This is a genomic window from Streptomyces sp. NRRL S-378 (assembly GCF_000720645.1).
Classification (GTDB): domain Bacteria; phylum Actinomycetota; class Actinomycetes; order Streptomycetales; family Streptomycetaceae; genus Streptomyces.
Map to the genome: position 1 here is coordinate 1 of NZ_JOBX01000171.1, position 1,296 is coordinate 1,296.

Here is a 1,296-nt window from a genome sequence, read left to right on the forward strand (position 1 = left end):
CCCTGGACCCGCCACGTCAGCGGCTTCCTCACCAAGCAGGACCACGCCGCCGACTTCGACCTCGGGACATGGCCGCCCGCCGGCGCCGAGCCCGTCGACGTATCCGACTTCTACGAGCGCCAGCTCGCGGCCGGATACGGCTACGGACCGGCTTTCCAGGGCGTCCAGTCCCTCTGGACCAAGGACGGTGAGGTCTACGCCGAGGTCGTCCTCCCGGACGGCCAGAGCGCCGACGGCTTCGGCCTGCACCCGGCCCTGCTCGACGCGGCCCTGCAGACCACCGGATTCCTCGGCACCGGCGAGACCGAAGAGGGCACCACCAGGCTCCCCTTCGCCTGGAACGAGGTCGCCCTCTACGCCTCCGGCGCCTCCGCCCTGCGGGTCCACGCGACCCGCTCGGGCACCGACGGCCTCAGCCTGGACCTCGCCGATCACACCGGTGCCCCTGTCGCCGCCATCGGCACCCTCGCCATGCGGACGGTGTCCGCGCAGCAGCTGGGCGCGGCCGGCGGCCAGAGCCACGACTCCCTCTTCCGGGTCGACTGGGCCCCCGTGACCCTGGCGAACACCGCCCGGACGGAGTTCGCGCCGGTCTCCGGAGCCGACGACGTCCGGGCACTGGCCGAGGCCGTGGCCTCCGGCACCCCGGTCCCCGCCCACCTGCTCCTCGACACCAGGAAGGTGTCCGCCGCAGTGGGCGCCGCCCGCGCCCACGCACTGGCCGTCCGGGTCCTGGGGGCCCTGCAGGCCTGGACCGCCGAGTCGGCCCTCGACGAGTCCCGCCTGATCGTCGTGACCGGCGGCGCCGTCCGCGACGCCACCGATCCGGCCGGCACCGCGGTCTGGGGCCTGGTCCGCTCCGCCCAGGCGGAGAACCCGGACCGGATCGTCCTGGTCGATCTCGACGAGGGCTCCGAGGGCCTGCTGTCCGCCGCAGTCGCCTCCGGCGAACCGCAGCTGGCCCTGCGCCAGGGCACGGCCACCGCGCCCCGCCTGGCCCGTGAACCGCGGGCCGACGCGACCGGGTCGGTGCTGCATCCGCAGGGCACCGTCCTCGTCACCGGCGGCACCGGCACGCTCGGGACGCTCCTCGCCCGCCACCTCGTCACCTCCCACCAGGTCAAGCACCTCCTGTTGGTGGGACGCCGGGGTCTGGCGGCCGAGGGTGCGGTGGAGCTGGTCGAGGAGCTGTCGGCCCTGGGTGCGGAGGTTCGGGTCGAGGCGTGTGACGCGGCCGATCGTGAGGCGCTGGGCGCGTTGCTGGCTTCGGTTCCGGTGGAGCATCCGCTGACGGCC

1 protein-coding gene is annotated in these 1,296 nt (G+C 74.8%); it reads left to right on the top strand.

Annotation, left to right across the window (positions count from 1 at the left end; genetic code table 11):
* On the top strand, positions 1 to 1,296 hold a 1,296-nt coding region (locus IH80_RS0138350), incomplete at both ends, for a polyketide synthase dehydratase domain-containing protein (protein ID WP_030966550.1).